This is a genomic window from Citrobacter amalonaticus, assembly GCF_002918555.1.
Lineage (GTDB): Bacteria > Pseudomonadota > Gammaproteobacteria > Enterobacterales > Enterobacteriaceae > Citrobacter_C > Citrobacter_C amalonaticus_A.
In genome coordinates this window covers 224,934-243,936 of sequence record NZ_PQMB01000001.1, presented here as the reverse complement: position 1 = coordinate 243,936, position 19,003 = coordinate 224,934, and the positions used below count along the sequence as shown (strand labels likewise).

The following is a 19,003-nucleotide window of genomic DNA, read 5'->3' as shown; positions in this document are numbered from 1 at the left end:
AGCATGGATATTAGCGATTTTTATCAGACATTTTTTGATGAAGCTGACGAACTGTTGGCTGACATGGAGCAACATCTGCTGGACCTGGTGCCTGAGGCGCCAGACTCTGAGCAACTGAATGCCATTTTTCGTGCGGCGCACTCCATAAAAGGCGGCGCGGGCACCTTTGGTTTTACCATCCTGCAGGAAACCACCCATCTGATGGAAAATCTTCTTGATGAGGCCCGGCGCGGTGAGATGCAGCTCAATACCGACATTATCAACCTGTTTTTGGAAACGAAAGATATTATGCAGGAACAGCTCGACGCCTATAAAAGCTCGGAAGAGCCGGATGCCGCAAGCTTTGAATATATCTGCAATGCGTTACGCCAGCTCGCTCTGGAAGCGAAAGGTGAAACGGCGCCAGTGGTGGTGAATTCGGCCAAACTGAGCGTGGTGGATAGTGCTGAAGCAGAGGAGCGCGCAACAGAAGACACCCGCCCGGAAGAGAGCAAACTGCGCATCGTGCTCTCCCGTCTGAAGGCAAATGAAGTGGGTTTGCTGGAAGAGGAGTTAGCCAATCTGGCGACGCTGACGGAGGTGGTAAAAGGCAGCGACTCGCTGTCGGCAACCCTCGATGGCAGCATTTCGGAAGACGACATTATCGCGGTGCTCTGTTTCGTGATTGAAGCCGATCAAATCGCCTTCGAGAGAGTGACGGCGCCAGCCCCAGCCGTACGCGATGAAGCACCCGCAGTGGTTCCCGCGCCACCGCCGGTCGCTGTCGCGCCGGTGACCAAAGCGGCGGCTAACGAAGCGCATGGCGGGCGCGCCGAACGTGAAAAACCGGCTCGTGCCAGCGAGTCCACCAGTATTCGCGTGGCGGTGGAAAAGGTCGATCAGCTTATCAACCTGGTGGGTGAACTGGTGATCACCCAGTCCATGCTGGCGCAGCGTTCCAGTGAACTCGACCCGGTAAATCATGGCGATCTCATCACCAGCATGGGGCAGTTACAACGTAACGCCCGCGATTTGCAGGAGTCGGTGATGTCAATCCGAATGATGCCGATGGAGTACGTCTTCAGCCGCTTCCCGCGGCTGGTGCGTGACCTGGCGGGCAAGCTGGATAAACAGGTCGAGCTGACGCTGGTCGGTAGCTCAACGGAACTCGACAAGAGCCTGATCGAGCGCATTATCGATCCGCTTACCCATCTGGTGCGTAACAGCCTCGATCACGGGATTGAGCTACCGGAAAAGCGTCTTGCATCCGGCAAAAATAGCGTCGGGAATCTGATCCTTTCCGCAGAGCATCAGGGCGGCAACATCTGCATTGAGGTGACTGACGACGGTGCCGGTCTGAATCGTGAACGGATTCTGGCGAAGGCCATCTCCCAGGGCATGGCGGTCAATGAAAACATGACCGATGACGAAGTTGGAATGCTGATCTTTGCGCCAGGGTTTTCCACTGCCGAACAGGTGACCGATGTCTCCGGTCGCGGCGTAGGGATGGACGTGGTGAAACGTAATATCCAGGAGATGGGCGGTCACGTTGAGATCCAGTCAAAACAGGGGACCGGCACCACCATTCGTATCCTGCTGCCGCTCACGCTGGCGATCCTCGACGGCATGTCGGTTCGCGTGGCGGACGAGGTGTTTATTCTGCCGCTGAACGCGGTAATGGAATCGTTGCAGCCGCGCGAAGACGATCTGCACCCGCTGGCCGGGGGCGAACGCGTGCTGGAGGTTCGCGGCGAATACCTGCCGCTGGTGGAGTTGTGGAAAGTCTTTGATGTGGAAGGGGCGAAAACGGAGGCCACCCAGGGCATCGTGGTGATTTTGCAAAGTGGCGGACGTCGCTACGCGCTGCTGGTCGATCAGCTGATTGGTCAGCACCAGGTGGTGGTTAAGAACCTGGAGAGCAACTATCGCAAGGTTCCTGGCATCTCCGCCGCAACGATTCTGGGTGACGGCAGCGTGGCGCTGATTGTGGACGTCTCCGCACTTCAGGGCTTAAACCGCGAACAACGTATGGCGATCACCGCCGCCTGATTGAGTGAGAAAGGGTAAATTATGACCGGTATGACTAATGTAACCAAACTGGCCGGCGAGCCGTCAGGACAGGAGTTCCTGGTGTTTACGCTGGGGGATGAAGAGTACGGCATCGACATTCTGAAAGTACAAGAGATTCGTGGCTACGATCAGGTCACGCGCCTTGCCAACACGCCTGAATTTATCAAAGGGGTGACCAACCTGCGCGGCGTGATTGTCCCGATTGTCGATCTGCGCGTGAAGTTTTGCCAGGGCGACGTGGACTACAACGACAACACCGTGGTGATTGTCCTGAATCTGGGACAGCGCGTGGTGGGCATCGTGGTTGACGGCGTCTCTGACGTGCTGTCACTGACCGCAGAGCAGATCCGTCCGGCGCCAGAGTTTGCCGTGACCCTCTCTACGGAATATCTGACCGGGCTGGGCGCACTTGGCGAGCGGATGCTGATTCTGGTTAACATTGAAAAATTACTCAACAGCGACGAAATGGCGCTGCTGGACGTTGCCGCCTCTCACGTCGCATAAGTCTGTTTACCGGATGGTGGCGCTCTCCCCATCCGGTAAGTTTTACGCCTGGGCTTCCGTTTGCGGTGACGCCGCTTGCTGATGACCCGCATCGGGCAACCCTTCATGATTTCCGCTGTTCACCGTCGCCCTGCAATACGGGGAAAAACCTTTCAGACACCTGTTAGCCACCGTGAAGCTGGCTTCAGCCGTTTCTTGCGGATCCCCAGGTCCTGGAGGTTCACCATTCCATTAATGTCTTAAGGGATGCAGAATTTTTAATTAATTAGCGCTTTTGTTGTGTCCATCGGGCATGAATATGTGACTTAGATCACATAAGAATGAATATATCCTCCAGAAATTGCGCAGGTTTAGCAAATAAATGATGTTAACGTTTTGATGTACATAATCTTTTTATGTCAATCACCCACCCGTATGGTTGAACACGGCGGCAGTGGTTGTTTTCTCTGGCGTAATCTAAATTTCAGGATATCAGTTCGTTATATCTTGTCTGCGCCTTTAGACCGTCTGCAGGCGGTCAGGAAGGTTGTCGGAAGTTGCGATTTCTGGAGGTGGCATGATGAACAAAATATCCCTGCTGCTGGGTACGATCGGCGCATTACTGCTCCCTGCGCCTGTGGCATTTGCCGTGACCAGCAGCGGTACCATTGGCGCAACGCTAACGTTAACCAATGGCTGCCTGATTAACGGTTCACCGAGCCAAAACGGGATTAACTTTGGTACTCTCGATTTCGGCACGCATCCCGCCACCTTCGCCACGCTGACCACCCAGCTCACCGGTGCCAGCGGTGGAAACAGCTTTACTATTCAATGCACCACCGCCAGCTACACGGTGCAAATTACGGGCAATACTAACGCCACAGCCCCCGGCACCGTTGTCGGCACGCCGGGTACGCCGGGCCGCTATCTGATCAGTTCAACCGATGCCACGCAAGGGGTGGCCTACAGCCTGTACAGCGACGGCGGATTTAGCAACATCATCAGCAACAACACCCCAATCCCTAAAGCCTCCACCAGCGGGGGCGTGGACAGTTACACGCTCTACGGTCGGATTCAGGGCGGAGGCAACAGCGTCACCGTGGTGCCCGGAACCTATACCGATACCATCAACGTCAGCGTTATTTACTGACAACAACCGATGAGCAACCAGCCAGCGGGCTTCCTGAGCGGGAGCGGGGGACGGCTACGTCTTTTTTTCGCGGTCATGGCTTGCGCGGTATTTCCGCTACAGGCGGTGACCACCCAATCTTTCCAGCTTAGCGCCACGATTACGCCGGGATGTTCGGTAACCACCGGCAGCGGCGGCGCGCTGGGAACCCTTAACTTCGGCAGCTACAGCGGGGTGGTGACGCAGCAGGTTAATACCAGTTTCGTGCCGAACGCGGCGCTGTCCCTGGCCTGTACTCCGGGCGTGGCGCTCAGTATGAGCATTGACGGCGGACGCAACTACACCACGGTGCGCAATATGGTTCGTGCTGGCGGAACGGAACGGGTGGCATACCGTTTGTATCGCACCGCCTCACTGGCGGCGAACAGTGAGATAGGCGTTAACCAGACAATTTCGGTGCTCTATAGCGACAGCAACAATATCGCAATACCGCTGTTTGGCGCCGCGTTTCTGACCGGGTTCAGCCCGGCAGGGAGTTATTCAGATCAGCTTACCGTGACGTTGTCATGGTAGTCAGGGAGAATTGCGATGAAAAAAATGATGTCATCATTTGCGCTGCTCACGCTTGCCGGGACGCTCTTTTCCACGGGAGCGCAGGGGGCCGCCACGGTATTACTCTGGCCTATCGATCCGTGGCTTGCGGCCGACAGTCACGCCACGGAGCTGTGGATCCAGAATGAAGGCACTGAGCCTGCAACGATGCAGGTGAGAATCGTCCGCTGGCAACAAAATGACGGTTTTGAACGCTATCAAAACCAACAGGATGTGGTTGCCAGCCCGCCCATTGTCCGCATTGATAAGGGCAGTAAGCAACTGATCCGGCTGATTAAACAGTCTGCCGTGCCGACCGGCATTGAACAGGCTTACCGGATTATTGTGGATGAAATTCCGCAGACGGGCAGTCCCGATAAGGCGCAGATGGGATTGAAGGTACAGATGCGCTATTCGCTGCCGCTGTTTGTTTACGGTCAGGGGATTGCGACATGGCAGGAAGGTGAACATCACGCCAGAGTCAACGCCTCTCAGCTGCACTGGCGCGTGGTGCAGGAGAATGGCAAACCGCAGCTGGAGGTCAGTAATCAGAGCGATGTTCATGTCCGGCTGAGCGAAGTCTCGCTGCGCCAGGGCGGTTCCCGGCATACCATGGCAGATGGGCTGCTGGGCTATGTTCTGCCGGGCAGTTTCCGGCGCTGGCCGCTGCCGACCGGCGCGACCCGTCCCGATGGGCTAACCGCTGCCATTAACTCTCAGGATGGCAAATGGCAGTCTGGTCCCGCCAATTGAGCGGCGTGGTGATGACAGCGCTATTAACCAGCACCACGCTTTGCCGTGCAGAACCGGGGGATGATGCGTTACCCCCGCCGCCTGATGCCCGCAGCATCAATGAACAAGCGGTCTTTCATCTGGGGCTAATCGTTAACCATTACGATACGCAGCAGGTGATATCGGTTATCCACAGAGACGGCGATTATATTGTTGCCAGCGCCGATCTTAAGCAGGCCGGATTGCCCGCGGATAAGCTGCCGCCCGGAGAGATAAACCTCTCGCGGATGGCGCAGGTTAAGGCTGAGTATGACAGCAGCGGTCAGCGACTGTTGCTGACCGTCCCGCGTGACTGGCTCCCGGCGCGCATTACCCCCTTTGGCGGCGAAGCCGCGGAAAGCGTCGCGCAAAACGGTAGCGGCGCGCTGTTCAACTATGACTTCTATACCAGCCATACGCAGCAGGGAGAGGGGCAGGCTTCACTCTGGCATGAGCTGCGCGTTTTCAATGATGCCGGTTCGCTCTCCTCGACAGGATATGTGCGCCAGAATCTGGCGGGGAGCGACACTCAGCAGGAGGGGTATGTCCGCTATGACACGGTTTTTACCGTGACAGAAGAAGAAAATGCCACCCAGTGGCGGGCAGGTGATGTGATAAGCGACGCGCTGAGCTGGAGCAATAGCGTGCGCGTCGGCGGTCTTTCCTGGGGGCGGGATTTCACACTCCGTCCCGACCTGGTGACCTGGCCGCTGCCGGAATTCTCCGGTGAGGCGGCAGTACCGACGGCAGCCGATCTGTTTATCAACGGTTATCGTGCGGGGTCAACCAACTTACAGCCCGGCCCTTTTACACTGACCAATCTGCCCTATATTAACGGTGCGGGTGATGCCGTGCTGGTTACCCGTGATGCACTGGGCAGGCAGGTGAGCACCACGTTGCCATTCTATGTCGCCAGCAATCTGCTCAGGTCCGGCATCAGCGATGGCGCGCTGACGGTTGGCAGCCTGCGACGCAACTATGGCATTGAGAATTTTGATTACGGCCCGGCGGTGGGAAGTGCAACGTATCGCTATGGCGCGACGGATTTTTTGACGCTCGAAGGACACGGCGAAGGTGCCGAAGCCCTGGCGCTGGGCGGGGGCGGGGCGCTGGTTAAACTGGGGCAATTTGGCGTGGTGAACGGCGCATGGAGTGAAAGCCGGATGCGCGGTAACCGCGGCAACCAGATCAACTGGGGATATCAGTACAACACGGCGGCATTCAGCGTGGCGACGCAGCACACCCGGCGTGAGCGCGGTTTTGGCAATCTGGCGCTGTACGATCGGTCGGCGATGACGGATGACGATAATCAGCCTCTGGCGTCGCTCAGCCAGCGAAGCGATCAGTATTCGCTGACCGTGAATATGGGGACGTTCGGCAATATTGGCGCGGCCTGGATTGGCATCCGCAGTTTTGATGCGCAAAAAACAGAGCTGTTGAACCTCTCCTGGAGCCGCAACCTGTGGGGAAGCAGCAGCCTCTATCTGGCGGCCAGCCGTGACCAGCAGCAGGGCGACTGGACGCTGGCGATGTCGGTGCAAATTCCGCTGGGCGAGCGGGACAGTGCCGCCTTCAGCATGGAAAAAACGCCGGACGCGGGACAGACTCAGCGCATCAACTACAACCACTCCATGCCGACAGACGGTGGGTTGAGCTGGAATCTGGCCTGGGCGCGACAGTCACAGGACAGTAACTATCAACAGGCGACGCTGGGCTGGCGCAATAACAGTATTGAACTTCAGGGGGGGACTTACGGTGAAAGCGACCAGATGACCTGGTGGGGGGAGGCGATGGGCTCGCTGGTGCTGATGGATAACCAGCTGTTTGCCGCCAATAAGATTAACGATGCGTTTGTTGTGGTCAGTACCGATGGGCAGGCCAATGTCCCGGTCAATTATGAAAATCAGCCGGTGGGGAAAACCAACGAACACGGGTATTTGTTAATTAGCGGAGTCTCTGCCTATTATCCTGCCCGCTACAGTATCAATACGCTTAACCTGCCTGCCGACACCCGTCTGAAAGAGACCGAACGCAAGGTCGCACTGCGACGTCTGAGCGGCTATCTCGTTGATTTCCCCATGGAGCAGGAGCAGGTGGCCAGTCTCATTCTGCATGATGAACAGGGACGGGTATTACCCGTCGCCAGCCAGGTGATGCGCGGGGAGAGAGGAACCGCCGTGGTGGGGTATGACGGGATTGTCTGGCTGGAAAATCTTGATGCTGTCAATCCGCTGCAGGTCGTCACACCGGAGGGAAAACGCTGTCGGGTCACGTTAACCCTGACGCCCAATCCGGCTCATAAGCTGAAAACGTACGGGCCGCTGGTCTGCCGCGAGGATGGCGTATGATGCGGCGAGTATTGTACCTGTTGATTTTACTCATATTGTCCGCAAAAGGGTGGGCGGCGTGTTCCGTCAGTACCACCAGCGGCGCGTTTGGCAGCGTCTCTTCTTTTACGGTAAACAGCACGGAGCAGGCGACGAGCGCCACCCTGGTGGTGCAGTGTGACGTTGTACTGGGGCTACTGAACAACGACACCGTGACGTTGACTTACACCGGCGCTACGGTGCAGGCCAGCAGCCGGGCCACGCTGAAGCGGACCGACGATACCAGCGTACCGGACACCATCCCGGTCAGGATGTGTTCGCAGTCAGGCTGCGCCAGCAATAGTGAAATTGCGATTAACGGCAGCTATACCTGGAGCGGCAGCACGTTGCTGGCGCTGCTCGGCTCATCACGCTACACGCTACCGCTCTATTTTCGCACCGTCACCGGACAAAACGTCAGTGCCGGGCCGTATCAGGTCACACTCAATTTCAGCGTCGCTTACAATATTTGTCAGGTTGGGTTATTGGGGGCCTGCATTACGCCGCAAACCGGTACGCTGCCGGCAACGTTGCCACTCAATCTCACGGTAACCAACGATTGCATTACCATCACGGCACCGGACGTGAACTTCGGCAGCGCGCCGTTAGTGAAAAATTTTCCGTCCATCTCGCAGATGGTTTCAGTGACCTGCACCAAAGGCAGCAACTATACCATCGGGATTAACAACGGTAGTTACGCCAGCGGCAATGTCAGAAATATGGCCAGCGGCAGTAATCGATTAAGTTATGAAATCTATAAAGCCAGCACCACCAGCCGCTGGGGCAGCATTGGCAGCGAGCGCTGGGCCAGCAGTGGCGCATCATCAGTCAGCTCCGATGGCCTGATGCGGACCTACAACTACACCGCCCGGATCCTGCAAACTCAGGCAACGCCCCCCGCCGGAACCTATACCGATACCGTGGTAGTGGATATCGCCTTCTGAATCTTTTTTCCCTTTCGCAAATGTAAAGTTCTCATCCAGGGTGCCGATAACGTTGATAACTCGTTTTCAGGAAGGTGCCTTATGTTTAACCGTATCCGCGTTGTCACAATGCTGATGATGGTGCTGGGGGTTTTCGCACTGCTACAGCTTGTTTCCGGTGGTCTGTTATTTTCGTCATTACAGCAGAACCAACAAAGTTTTGTTATTTCAAACGATTTACGCCAGCAGCAGAGTGAACTGACCTCAACATGGGACCTCATGTTGCAGACGCGCATCAACCTGAGCCGCTCTTCGGTGCGCATGATCATGGATGCCTCTAACCAGCAGAGTAGCGCCAAAAATGAGCTGCTGAAAAATGCGAAAAGCACGCTGGCGCAGGCCGCCGGGCATTACAAAAACTTTAAAGCGATAGAGCCATTGGCGGAAATGGCGCAGGCCAGCGCCACGGTGGATGAGAAATATCAGCAGTACTTTGCCGCGTTGACCGAACTGATTCAGTTTCTGGAAAACGGCAACATGGATGCGTACTTTGCACAGCCAACCCAGGGGATGCAGAACGCGATGAGGGAAGCGTTAGGGCAATATGCCAGCGTGAGCGAAAAACTCTACAGCAAAGCATTCGATCAAAGCGCGCGGGATTATCGCTTCGCCCAGTGGCAGCTGGCTATTCTGGCCGTGGTGCTGGTCGCGATACTGGTGGTGGTGTGGTACGGCATTCGCCAGATGTTGCTCAATCCACTGGCCCGGGTTATTGCGCATATCCGTGAAATCGCCGGCGGCAACCTGACCAACAAGCTGACCGTTGCCGGACGTAATGAGATCGGTGAACTGGCAGGCAGCGTTGATCATATGCAGCGTTCGCTGATTGATACCGTGACGCAGGTACGGGAGGGATCCGACGCGATTTACGCCGGCACCAGCGAGATAGCGGCAGGAAATACCGATCTCTCATCCCGTACCGAGCAGCAGGCTTCGGCGCTGGAAGAGACCGCCGCCAGCATGGAACAGCTCACCGCAACCGTGAAACAGAATGCGGATAACGCCCGTCAGGCGTCGCAACTGGCCCGCAGCGCGTCGGATACCGCCCAGCATGGCGGCAAAGTCGTAGACGGCGTGGTGAAAACGATGCACGAGATTGCCGACAGTTCAAAGAAAATTGCCGACATTATCAGCGTCATTGACGGGATTGCCTTTCAGACCAATATCCTGGCGCTGAACGCGGCGGTTGAAGCGGCGCGAGCCGGTGAGCAGGGGCGTGGATTCGCCGTGGTTGCAGGGGAGGTGCGTAATCTCGCCAGCCGTAGCGCCCAGGCGGCAAAAGAGATTAAAGCATTAATTGAAGATTCCGTTTCCCGCGTCGATACCGGTTCGGTGCTGGTGGAAAGCGCCGGTGAAACCATGAACGACATCGTGAATGCCGTGACCCGCGTAACCGACATCATGGGCGAAATCGCCTCTGCGTCTGATGAGCAAAGCCGGGGTATCGATCAGGTGGCGCTGGCGGTTTCAGAAATGGATCGCGTGACACAACAGAACGCCTCGCTGGTTCAGGAGTCTGCCACTGCCGCCGCCGCGCTGGAAGAACAGGCCAGCCGTTTAACCCAGGCCGTGTCTGCGTTTCGCCTTGCCGCACGTCCTTTGGCAATAAAACCACGGGGAGTCAGTCCCGTCGCGGATGCGCCGCGCCCCTTACCGAATCCATCGGTAAACACGCCGCACGATACCCATTGGGAAACATTCTGACCGTCATCGTTCGCGCGGCCTTCGCCGCCTGATGATCGTCAAACGTGGATGACGGTGGCCCGGCAAGCCGCCACCGCGCCGGGTGCGAAACAGAGACGATATTTAAGCCTGAAGAACAGGCCGTAACACAACCAGAATCGACGCAGCCGCAGGCCGCGTCAGTTGTACAATGAAAGTGATAAAGAAGGCGCCATGACTTCATCTCTGCCTACAGGGCAAACGTCATTATTGTTACAGATGACCCAGCGCCTTGCGCTGTCCGACGCGCACTTTCGTCGGATATGTCAGTTAATCTACCAGCGGGCGGGGATCGTGCTGGCGGACCACAAGCGGGATATGGTCTACAACCGCCTGGTGCGTCGATTGCGAACGCTGGGGTTGGATGACTTTGGCCGCTATCTCAGCATCCTGGAAGCTAACCAGAGCAGTGCGGAGTGGCAGGCTTTTATTAACTCGCTGACCACGAACCTGACTGCTTTTTTTCGCGAAGGCCATCACTTTCCGGTGCTGGCCGAACATGCGCGTCGTTGCAAAGGGGAGTACCGCGTCTGGAGCGCGGCGGCGTCAACCGGAGAGGAACCTTACAGCATTGCCATTACCCTGGCTGACACGCTCGGGACGGGGGCGGGACGCTGGAAAGTGTTTGCCAGCGACATCGACACCGAAGTGCTGGAGAAAGCGCGCAGCGGAATTTATCGCCTTAGCGAGCTGAAAACGCTGTCGCCACAGCAGCTACAGCGCTATTTCATGCGCGGGACCGGGCCGCATGAAGGGCTGGTGCGCGTGCGTCAGGAGTTGACCAGCCACGTTGAATTCTCTGGCGTCAACCTGCTCGACAAGCAGTACAACGTACCGGGGCCATTTGACGCAATATTTTGTCGTAACGTAATGATCTATTTCGATAAAACGACGCAGCAGGACATTCTGCATCGTTTTGTTCCTCTCCTTAAGCCTGATGGACTGCTGTTTGCCGGTCACTCAGAGAACTTTAGCAACCTCGTGCGCGACTTTAGCCTGCGCGGACAGACGGTGTATGCGCTAAGTAAGGATAAAGCATGAGTAAAATCAGGGTGTTGTCGGTCGATGATTCTGCGTTGATGCGCCAGATCATGACGGAAATTATTAACAGCCATAGCGATATGGAGATGGTCGCCACCGCGCCCGATCCGCTGGTGGCCCGTGACTTAATCAAAAAATACAATCCAGACGTGCTGACGCTCGATGTTGAGATGCCACGGATGGATGGCCTTGATTTTCTTGAAAAATTAATGCGTCTGCGCCCCATGCCGGTGGTGATGGTTTCCTCACTGACCGGGAAGGGGTCCGAAGTGACGCTGCGGGCACTGGAGCTGGGCGCCATCGATTTTGTCACCAAACCGCAGCTGGGGATCCGTGAAGGGATGCTGGCCTACAGCGAGACGATCGCCGAGAAAGTTCGCACGGCGTCACGGGCGCGTCTGACGGCGCATAAGCCTGTGGCGGCTCCCGTGACGTTAAAGGCCGGGCCGCTGCTCAGTTCAGAAAAGCTGATCGCGATTGGCGCTTCCACCGGTGGCACCGAGGCGATTCGACACGTGCTGCAACCGCTACCGCTCTCCAGTCCGGCGGTGATCATCACCCAGCATATGCCGCCGGGATTCACCCGCTCTTTTGCCGAGCGGCTGAACAAACTGTGTCAGATTAGCGTAAAAGAGGCAGAAGACGGTGAGCGTGTCCTCCCCGGTCACGCCTACATTGCACCGGGCGATAAGCATATGGAGCTGGCGCGCAGCGGGGCGAACTATCAAATCAAAATTCACGATGGTCCGCCGGTTAACCGGCACCGGCCATCGGTTGATGTGCTGTTTCATTCGGTAGCGAAACATGCGGGGCGCAACGCCGTTGGGGTGATCCTGACGGGGATGGGCAACGATGGCGCGGCCGGTATGTTAGCGATGTATCAGGCCGGAGCCTGGACCATCGCGCAAAATGAAGCAAGTTGTGTAGTGTTCGGCATGCCGCGCGAGGCCATCAATATGGGTGGTGTGAGCGAAGTGGTCGATCTTAGCCAGGTAAGCCAGCAGATGCTGGCGAAAATCAGTGCCGGACAGGCAATACGTATTTGAATCGGGAGTAATTTTAGATGGCGGATAAAGAGCTTAAGTTTTTGGTTGTGGATGACTTTTCCACCATGCGGCGCATCGTGCGTAACCTGCTAAAAGAGCTGGGATTTAACAACGTTGAAGAAGCGGAAGATGGGGTTGACGCGCTGAACAAGCTCCAGACGGGGGGCTTTGGTTTTGTCATCTCTGACTGGAATATGCCGAATATGGACGGTCTTGAGCTGCTGAAAACCATTCGTGCGAACGGTGGCATGGCTTCGCTGCCGGTACTGATGGTGACCGCGGAAGCGAAGAAAGAGAATATCATTGCCGCGGCTCAGGCGGGCGCCAGCGGTTATGTGGTCAAACCGTTCACGGCGGCGACGCTGGAAGAGAAGCTCAACAAAATCTTTGAAAAACTGGGCATGTGAGGGGCTTATGATGATGCAACCACAAATAAAGCCTGTTGATGAGCGTTCAGCAGGAGACATCATTGCGCGCATCGGCAGTCTGACCCGAATGCTGCGCGACAGTTTGCGTGAACTGGGGCTGGATCAGGCGATTGCCGAAGCCGCGGAGGCGATTCCCGATGCCCGGGACCGTCTGGATTACGTGGTTCAGATGACCGCGCAGGCGGCCGAGCGTGCGCTCAACAGCGTGGAAGCCTCGCAGCCGCACCAGGATGAAATGGAAAAAGGGGCGAAGGCGCTGACCAAACGCTGGGATGAGTGGTTTGAAAACCCGATTGCGCTTTCCGATGCCCGCGAACTGGTCACCGATACGCGCAAATATCTTGGCGACGTGCCGGGGCATACCAGCTTCACCAATGCGCAGTTGCTGGACATCATGATGGCGCAGGATTTTCAGGACCTCACGGGTCAGGTGATCAAACGCATGATGGATGTTATTCAGGAAATTGAACGTCAGCTCCTGATGGTGCTGCTGGAAAATATCCCCGAACAGGGGGCTCGCCCGAAACGCGAGCACGAAAGCCTGCTCAACGGCCCGCAGGTGGACACCTCCAAAGCGGGCGTGGTAGCCAGTCAGGACCAGGTCGACGATCTGCTGGACAGCCTGGGGTTCTGATGTTCATTTTGCCGGAGGGCGCGCGCCGCCCTCCGGCTGTCTGCCTTAAAGCCATAAACCCCGCCTTTTTTACCGTTTACTCTGCCCATTGACCCATTGCGGTTCTGGCATCATTCCTGCTTATGTGCCTGCTCAGGAACTGATGCGTGTCTGAAGAGAACGACGACAAAACCGAAGCCCCCACCCCCCATCGACTTGAGAAAGCCAGGGAAGAAGGGCAGGTCCCCCGATCCAGAGAGCTTACCTCAATGCTGATACTGCTGGTGGGGGTCTGCATTATCTGGATTGGCGGTGAGTCGCTGGCGCGCAGGTTATCCGCCATGCTCTCTGCGGGGTTACGGTTTGATCACAGCCTGGTCAACGACCCGAATCTGATCCTCGGGCAGATTATTTTGCTGATTGAAGAGGCGATGCTGGCGCTCCTGCCGCTTATCACCGGCGTGGTGCTGGTGGCACTGATCTCTCCGGTGCTGCTTGGCGGGCTCATTTTCAGCGGTAAGTCGCTGCAGCCGAAATTTTCAAAACTGAATCCGCTACCGGGTATCAAACGTTTATTCTCGGCGCAGACCGGCGCCGAGCTGCTCAAAGCGGTGCTGAAATCGACGCTGGTCGGCAGCGTGACCGGTTTTTATCTCTGGCATAACTGGCCGGAGATGATGCGACTGATGGCGGAATCACCCAGAGCGGCGATGGGAAATGCGCTGGATCTGGTCGGATTATGCGCACTGCTGGTGGTGCTGGGCGTTCTTCCAATGGTGGGATTTGACGTCTTCTTCCAGATCTTCAGCCATCTGAAAAAGCTGCGTATGTCACGTCAGGATATTCGCGATGAGTTTAAGCAGAGCGAGGGCGATCCACACGTTAAGGGGCGCATCCGACAGATGCAGCGGGCGGCGGCGCGGCGGCGCATGATGGGCGATGTCCCCAAAGCCGACGTGATTGTCACCAACCCGACCCACTATTCGGTGGCGTTGCAATATGACGAAAACAAAATGAGTGCGCCAAAAGTGGTGGCCAAGGGCGCGGGGCTGGTGGCGCTGCGTATTCGCGAAATTGGGGCAGAGCACAGGATCCCCACGCTGGAAGCGCCCCCGCTGGCGCGGGCGCTCTATCGACACGCTGAGATTGGTCAGCAAATTCCTGGGCAACTGTATGCCGCCGTGGCGGAAGTCCTGGCCTGGGTCTGGCAACTTAAACGCTGGCGACTCGCCGGCGGTCAACGTCCACCGCAACCTGCAAATCTTCCTGTGCCTGACGCACTGGATTTTATGAACGAGAAGAATACTGATGGCTAATCTGGTCGCGATGCTGCGCCTGCCCGGCAACATGAAATCCACGCAATGGCAAATTCTTGCCGGGCCGATCCTCATCCTGCTTATTTTGTCGATGATGGTGCTGCCGCTGCCCGCGTTCATCCTCGATTTGCTGTTTACCTTCAATATCGCCCTGTCGATCATGGTCCTGCTGGTGGCGATGTTCACCCAACGGACGCTGGAGTTTGCCGCCTTCCCGACCATTTTGCTCTTTACCACCTTATTACGCCTGGCGCTGAACGTGGCGTCTACCCGCATCATTCTGATGGAAGGGCATACCGGCGCGGCGGCGGCGGGTAAGGTCGTCGAAGCGTTTGGTCACTTTCTCGTCGGCGGTAATTTTGCTATCGGGATCGTGGTGTTTGTGATTCTGGTGATCATTAACTTTATGGTGATCACCAAAGGTGCCGGACGTATCGCGGAAGTGGGCGCACGTTTCGTCCTCGACGGGATGCCGGGTAAACAGATGGCGATCGACGCCGACCTGAATGCCGGTCTGATTGGTGAAGACGAAGCGAAAAAACGCCGCTCGGAGGTCACTCAGGAAGCCGATTTCTACGGCTCTATGGACGGTGCGAGTAAGTTCGTGCGTGGTGACGCCATCGCCGGGATCTTAATCATGGTGATTAACGTGGTGGGCGGCCTGTTAGTGGGCGTGCTGCAACACGGTATGAGCATGGGACATGCTGCGGAAAGTTATACCCTGCTGACCATCGGTGATGGCCTGGTGGCGCAGATCCCGGCGCTGGTTATCTCCACCGCCGCGGGCGTTATCGTAACCCGCGTCAGTACTGACCAGGATGTGGGCGAGCAGATGGTCGGGCAGCTGTTCAGTAACCCCAGAGTGATGTTGCTTAGTGCGGCAGTCCTGGGTCTGCTGGGGCTTGTTCCGGGGATGCCCAACCTGGTCTTCCTGCTGTTTACCGCTGCGTTATTAGGCCTGGCCTGGTGGGTGCGCGGGCGTGAGCAAAAAGCGTCTGCTGAGCCAGCACCGGTGAAAATGCCGGAAAATAATTCGGTGGTGGAAGCAACGTGGAATGACGTTCAGCTGGAGGATTCGCTGGGGATGGAGGTTGGCTATCGTCTGATCCCCATGGTGGATTTTCAGCAGGATGGCGAGCTGCTGGGCCGCATTCGTAGTATCCGCAAGAAATTCGCCCAGGATATGGGCTTCCTGCCCCCCGTCGTCCACATTCGCGACAATATGGATCTACAGCCTGCCCGCTACCGCATCCTGATGAAAGGGGTGGAGATCGGCAGTGGCGATGCGTATCCAGGGCGCTGGCTGGCAATCAATCCGGGCACGGCGGCGGGGACGTTGCCCGGCGAGCAAACCGTCGATCCGGCTTTTGGCCTTGAGGCGATCTGGATCGAGAGCGCCCTGAAAGAGCAGGCGCAGATTCAGGGCTTTACCGTGGTGGAGGCCAGTACGGTGGTGGCAACGCATCTTAACCATCTCATCGGTCAGTTCTCCGCAGAGCTGTTTGGCCGTCAGGAGGCGCAGCAACTGCTGGACCGGGTGGCGCAGGAGATGCCGAAACTGACGGAAGATCTGGTGCCGGGCGTCGTTACGCTCACCACCCTGCATAAGGTATTGCAGAACCTGCTGGGTGAAAAAGTGCCAATCCGCGATATGCGTACGATTCTGGAAACGCTGGCGGAACATGCGCCGTTGCAAAGCGATCCGCATGAACTGACTGCCGTGGTGCGCGTTGCGTTGGGGCGAGCCATCACTCAGCAATGGTTCCCCGGCAATGAAGAAGTGAACGTCATTGGCCTCGACGCGTCGCTGGAACGTTTGCTGCTCCAGGCGTTGCAGGGCGGTGGCGGCCTGGAGCCTGGTCTGGCCGATCGCCTGCTGGCGCAGACGCAGGAAGCGTTGTCACGCCAGGAGATGCTGGGGGCGCCGCCGGTGCTGCTGGTTAACCATGCGCTGCGTCCACTGCTGTCGCGCTTTCTCCGCCGGAGCCTGCCGCAGCTGGCGGTGCTGTCGAATATGGAGCTTTCCGATAACCGTAACATTCGTATGACGGCGACCATTGGAGGTAAATAATGCGTAAGTTTGTTTGGCTGTTACTGTTGCCGCTTGCAGCACACGCCGCGGAAGATGGCGCGTGGCAGGCCAGCAGTACGGGCGTTACCCTCAATTATCGCGGTGAATCAATGTCTTCATCGCCACTCTCACCCGGCCAGCCGGTTTCCGGCTTGATGACGCTGGTGGCCTGGCGCTATGAGCTAATTGGCCCGACACCGGCGGGGTTACGGGTGCGTTTATGCTCGCAGTCTCGCTGCGTGGAGCTGGACGGGCAGAGTGGCACCACCCTCGCTTTCAGTCATGTTCCTGCGGTAGAACCCATGCACTTTATCTGGGAAGTTCCCGGCGGTGGTCGCCTGATCCCGGCACTGAAAGTCCTGAGTAATCAGGTGATTGTGAACTATCGCTAACTATCTCTGACTCTCGCTAACTCTCCACCATTCGTACAGCCAGCATCCTCGTCATACTTCAGGCGGTGGGGACGTTGGTTCTGTGACCCGCCTCATCCTTATCCCTCACCAAAGGCAGCCTTTGGCTGTTCAAATTCGTTCCTGACAAGCGTGTCCCGCAACCTGAATTATGGAGAACACAGAGGAAATTGCTGGCGGATTCGCATTTTTGACCTGTGCTTTTGATTGAATAGAAACACTGTTTTATAAATCAGTGACACGTGTTGCCGGACTCTTTGCATTTTTGCCATTTCACGTTCGCAGGTGGCAAAAAAGAAAAGGTTTCACTTTCCTGATGCTTTTACTGTAGCCGTGTAAAAACTCCCTTTGGCGAAACCAGGATGTCAGGGGCCCAACAATTTGCAGGGTTAAGAGCAATGAAATCACGGAAAATTGGGTTAGTGAATTATTTCGCCTATGGCTCAGGCGACTTTTTAGGGGCCGGAACGACGGCCCTGACGGCGGCATGGCTACTCTATTTTTATACAACCTTCTGCGGGCTGACGCCTATCGAGGCGACATTTATCTTCGCGGCGGCCAGGGTATTGGATGCGGTTGTCAGTCCGCTAATGGGCTTTCTGACCGACAACTTTGGTTCGACATGGCTGGGCAAACGCTTTGGTCGTCGCAAGTTCTTTATTCTGCTGGGTATTCCGTGCGTCTTTAGCTACTCGCTGATGTGGGTTGGCGATATGAGCTTCTGGTACTACCTGCTGACCTATCTGGTGTTTGATATCGTCTATACCATGATCCTGGTGCCTTATGAGACGCTGGTGCCGGAAATGACCGATGATTTCAAACAGAAGACCAAATTCTCCGGCGCCCGCATCGGCATGGCGCAGATGTCCGCCATTCTGGCCTCATTCCTGCCGGGGATCCTGCTGACCGCGTTTGGTAAAGACAACCCGATCTCATTCTTCTACGCCAGTATCGTGTTTTCGGTGCTGTGTGCGCTGATGCTGACGTTTGTGTGGTTCTTCACCTGGGAACGCCCGCGTGAAGAGTGGACGGAAGCGGCGCTGCGTGCCGAAGAAGAGAAGAAGAACCTGACGTTTAAACAGAGTATGAACCGTCTGTTCGTGGAGCTTAGCTCAACGTTACGCATCAAAATCTTCCGCCAGCATCTGGGGATGTATCTGGGGGGATATATTGCCCAGGACGTATTCAACGCGGTCTTCACCTATTACGTCGTTTTTGTCCTGATGCAGGAAGCCTCTATGGCGTCAAATTTGCTCGGAACGATGGCTATCTTCCAGTTCATCGCGGTTATCGCCATGATCCCACTCTGTATTCGTTTTGGGCCTGCGCCGTCTTACCGAATGGTGGTGGTGCTGTTTGGTCTGAGCTCGCTCTCTTATGCCGTTCTTTATTATGCGGGGCTGAGTGATATCTATTCCCTGTTGCTGTTGGTGTCTGCCGTTGCAGGACTGGGACGCGGCGGGATCAACTATGTTCCATGGAACACCTATACCTATATCGCCGATGTGGATGAAGTGATCACCGGTCAACGCCGTGAAGGGATTTTTGCGGGGATCATGACCCTGACGCGTAAAGCGTCTCAGGCTGGCGCGGTGATGCTGGTCGGGATTGTGATGCAGATGTCGGGCTTCGTGTCGGGACAGAGTACGCAACCTGAATCGGTCAGCCATACCATTCTGCTGATTTTAAGCTGCGGTACGCTGCTGGTTCTGGCCTGTGGCTTCCTGGTTTCATTGCGCTTCAAACTGAATTTACACACTCACAGCACCCTGCGCGAAGAGACGGCAAAAATGCGCGAATCAGGCCACGTCATGCCGGAAAATATTACGCCCCAGGCGCGTGCCACCGTCGAGATGCTCTCCGGGATGCCTTATGAATCGCTGTGGGGTAACAACAATATTGGTTACCTGAACCGTAATAAACCTGCTGCACCTTCGCTGAAGCAGGGCGCAACATTGAATTCGACATACAACAGAGGTTAAAG

Annotated in this window: 16 protein-coding genes; all 16 read left to right on the top strand. The window is 56.5% G+C overall.

Features of this window, described 5'->3' with window-relative positions; genetic code table 11:
- The first annotated feature begins 3 nt into the window (after positions 1-3).
- The 16 genes from cheA (at position 4) to C3432_RS01130 (ending at position 19,001) form a co-directional block, all read left to right on the top strand.
- Positions 4-2,028, top strand: coding sequence for a chemotaxis protein CheA (gene cheA / locus C3432_RS01205; protein ID WP_181012874.1), 2,025 nt, complete (start codon positions 4-6; stop codon positions 2,026-2,028).
- A 21-nt stretch (positions 2,029-2,049) separates the two neighbouring features.
- A complete protein-coding gene (cheW, locus tag C3432_RS01200; protein WP_103774884.1) occupies positions 2,050-2,553 on the top strand; it encodes a chemotaxis protein CheW in 504 nt (167 codons plus the stop codon).
- 559 nt (positions 2,554-3,112) lie between these two features.
- Complete coding sequence (locus tag C3432_RS01195) at positions 3,113-3,682, top strand: Csu type fimbrial protein (RefSeq protein ID WP_103775606.1); 570 nt, start codon at positions 3,113-3,115, stop codon at positions 3,680-3,682.
- Between the two features lie 75 nt (positions 3,683-3,757).
- The gene (locus tag C3432_RS01190) at positions 3,758-4,234 is read left to right on the top strand and encodes a Csu type fimbrial protein (RefSeq protein ID WP_258041587.1); all 477 of its coding nucleotides are present in this window, start codon (positions 3,758-3,760) and stop codon (positions 4,232-4,234) included.
- 15 nt (positions 4,235-4,249) lie between these two features.
- Complete coding sequence (locus C3432_RS01185; protein ID WP_103774882.1) at positions 4,250-5,005, top strand: fimbrial biogenesis chaperone; 756 nt, start codon at positions 4,250-4,252, stop codon at positions 5,003-5,005.
- A complete protein-coding gene (locus tag C3432_RS01180) occupies positions 4,981-7,371 on the top strand; it encodes a fimbria/pilus outer membrane usher protein (protein ID WP_103774881.1) in 2,391 nt (796 codons plus the stop codon). Before C3432_RS01185 ends, C3432_RS01180 begins: the two co-directional genes overlap by 25 nt.
- The gene (locus C3432_RS01175; RefSeq protein WP_103775605.1) at positions 7,371-8,333 is read left to right on the top strand and encodes a Csu type fimbrial protein; all 963 of its coding nucleotides are present in this window, start codon (positions 7,371-7,373) and stop codon (positions 8,331-8,333) included. The genes C3432_RS01180 and C3432_RS01175 overlap by 1 nt, the downstream gene beginning before the upstream one ends.
- Before the next feature lie 81 nt (positions 8,334-8,414).
- Positions 8,415-10,076 (top strand): methyl-accepting chemotaxis protein II, encoded by a 1,662-nt coding sequence (tar, locus tag C3432_RS01170; RefSeq protein WP_103774880.1) that lies wholly within the window; start codon positions 8,415-8,417, stop codon positions 10,074-10,076.
- Positions 10,077-10,268: 192 nt separating this feature from the next.
- Positions 10,269-11,135: a protein-glutamate O-methyltransferase CheR gene (gene cheR / locus C3432_RS01165; protein ID WP_103774879.1), complete on the top strand. Its 867-nt coding sequence runs from the start codon at positions 10,269-10,271 to the stop codon at positions 11,133-11,135.
- Positions 11,132-12,181: a protein-glutamate methylesterase/protein-glutamine glutaminase gene (locus C3432_RS01160; protein ID WP_103774878.1), complete on the top strand. Its 1,050-nt coding sequence runs from the start codon at positions 11,132-11,134 to the stop codon at positions 12,179-12,181. The genes cheR and C3432_RS01160 overlap by 4 nt, the downstream gene beginning before the upstream one ends.
- A gap of 17 nt (positions 12,182-12,198) precedes the next feature.
- The gene (gene cheY, locus C3432_RS01155; protein ID WP_103774877.1) at positions 12,199-12,588 is read left to right on the top strand and encodes a chemotaxis response regulator CheY; all 390 of its coding nucleotides are present in this window, start codon (positions 12,199-12,201) and stop codon (positions 12,586-12,588) included.
- 10 nt (positions 12,589-12,598) lie between these two features.
- On the top strand, positions 12,599-13,243 hold the full coding sequence (gene cheZ / locus C3432_RS01150; protein ID WP_103774876.1) for a protein phosphatase CheZ: 645 nt from the start codon (positions 12,599-12,601) through the stop codon (positions 13,241-13,243).
- Between the two features lie 146 nt (positions 13,244-13,389).
- A complete protein-coding gene (gene flhB, locus C3432_RS01145; RefSeq protein WP_103774875.1) occupies positions 13,390-14,538 on the top strand; it encodes a flagellar biosynthesis protein FlhB in 1,149 nt (382 codons plus the stop codon).
- The gene (flhA, locus tag C3432_RS01140) at positions 14,531-16,609 is read left to right on the top strand and encodes a flagellar biosynthesis protein FlhA (RefSeq protein ID WP_103774874.1); all 2,079 of its coding nucleotides are present in this window, start codon (positions 14,531-14,533) and stop codon (positions 16,607-16,609) included. Before flhB ends, flhA begins: the two co-directional genes overlap by 8 nt.
- Positions 16,609-17,001: a flagellar protein FlhE gene (gene flhE, locus C3432_RS01135; protein WP_103774873.1), complete on the top strand. Its 393-nt coding sequence runs from the start codon at positions 16,609-16,611 to the stop codon at positions 16,999-17,001. The genes flhA and flhE overlap by 1 nt, the downstream gene beginning before the upstream one ends.
- A gap of 416 nt (positions 17,002-17,417) precedes the next feature.
- Positions 17,418-19,001: an MFS transporter gene (locus C3432_RS01130; RefSeq protein WP_103774872.1), complete on the top strand. Its 1,584-nt coding sequence runs from the start codon at positions 17,418-17,420 to the stop codon at positions 18,999-19,001.
- The last annotated feature ends 2 nt before the right edge of the window (positions 19,002-19,003 follow it).

What these genes read in the sequence shown, in the direction of transcription:
- cheA (WP_181012874.1), top strand. Translation starts at nt 4, where the DNA reads ATGGATATTAGCGATTTTTATCAGACATTTTTTGATGAAGCTGACGAA.
- cheW (WP_103774884.1), top strand. Translation starts at nt 2,050, where the DNA reads ATGACCGGTATGACTAATGTAACCAAACTGGCCGGCGAGCCGTCAGGA.
- C3432_RS01195 (WP_103775606.1), top strand. Translation starts at nt 3,113, where the DNA reads ATGAACAAAATATCCCTGCTGCTGGGTACGATCGGCGCATTACTGCTC.
- C3432_RS01190 (WP_258041587.1), top strand. Translation starts at nt 3,758, where the DNA reads ATGGCTTGCGCGGTATTTCCGCTACAGGCGGTGACCACCCAATCTTTC.
- C3432_RS01185 (WP_103774882.1), top strand. Translation starts at nt 4,250, where the DNA reads ATGAAAAAAATGATGTCATCATTTGCGCTGCTCACGCTTGCCGGGACG.
- C3432_RS01180 (WP_103774881.1), top strand. Translation starts at nt 4,981, where the DNA reads ATGGCAGTCTGGTCCCGCCAATTGAGCGGCGTGGTGATGACAGCGCTA.
- C3432_RS01175 (WP_103775605.1), top strand. Translation starts at nt 7,371, where the DNA reads ATGCGGCGAGTATTGTACCTGTTGATTTTACTCATATTGTCCGCAAAA.
- tar (WP_103774880.1), top strand. Translation starts at nt 8,415, where the DNA reads ATGTTTAACCGTATCCGCGTTGTCACAATGCTGATGATGGTGCTGGGG.
- cheR (WP_103774879.1), top strand. Translation starts at nt 10,269, where the DNA reads ATGACTTCATCTCTGCCTACAGGGCAAACGTCATTATTGTTACAGATG.
- C3432_RS01160 (WP_103774878.1), top strand. Translation starts at nt 11,132, where the DNA reads ATGAGTAAAATCAGGGTGTTGTCGGTCGATGATTCTGCGTTGATGCGC.
- cheY (WP_103774877.1), top strand. Translation starts at nt 12,199, where the DNA reads ATGGCGGATAAAGAGCTTAAGTTTTTGGTTGTGGATGACTTTTCCACC.
- cheZ (WP_103774876.1), top strand. Translation starts at nt 12,599, where the DNA reads ATGATGCAACCACAAATAAAGCCTGTTGATGAGCGTTCAGCAGGAGAC.
- flhA (WP_103774874.1), top strand. Translation starts at nt 14,531, where the DNA reads ATGGCTAATCTGGTCGCGATGCTGCGCCTGCCCGGCAACATGAAATCC.
- flhE (WP_103774873.1), top strand. Translation starts at nt 16,609, where the DNA reads ATGCGTAAGTTTGTTTGGCTGTTACTGTTGCCGCTTGCAGCACACGCC.
- C3432_RS01130 (WP_103774872.1), top strand. Translation starts at nt 17,418, where the DNA reads ATGAAATCACGGAAAATTGGGTTAGTGAATTATTTCGCCTATGGCTCA.